Origin of the sequence: uncultured Winogradskyella sp. (assembly GCF_947501905.1) — a bacterium.
Taxonomy (GTDB): domain Bacteria; phylum Bacteroidota; class Bacteroidia; order Flavobacteriales; family Flavobacteriaceae; genus Winogradskyella.
On record NZ_CANMXL010000019.1, the window covers coordinates 1 to 518 of the forward strand.

General features: G+C 42.1%; 1 protein-coding gene. It reads left to right on the plus strand.

The window, feature by feature from the left end:
* On the plus strand, positions 1 to 518 hold a 518-nt coding region (locus Q0770_RS14655), incomplete at both ends, for a hypothetical protein (RefSeq protein ID WP_299118186.1).

The following is a 518-nucleotide window of genomic DNA, read 5'->3' on the forward strand; positions in this document are numbered from 1 at the left end:
TTTACGGCAACTGACGTAACAACTGACCAAACTCATTCTGGTTTGGCTGCTGGTACTTATAACTATACTATTACTGATGCTAACGGATGTACTGAAACTACTAGCGCTACTATCGCTGCTGCACCTTCTGATGTAACAGCTAATGCTACTGTGGCTTCTGAAATCTCTTGTTTCGGTTTAACCGATGGGTCGATTACTATTAGCTTTGCTGGTGGAACTAGTCCTTATGATATTTCTGGTGACTTTACGGCAACTGACGTAACAACTGACCAAACTCATTCTGGTTTGGCTGCTGGTACTTATAACTATACTATTACTGATGCTAACGGATGTACTGAAACTACTAGCGCTACTATCGCTGCTGCACCTTCTGATGTAACAGCTAATGCTACTGTGGCTTCTGAAATCTCTTGTTTCGGTTTAACCGATGGGTCGATTACTATTAGCTTTGCTGGTGGAACTAGTCCTTATGATATTTCTGGTGACTTTACGGCAACTGACGTAACAACTGACCAAAC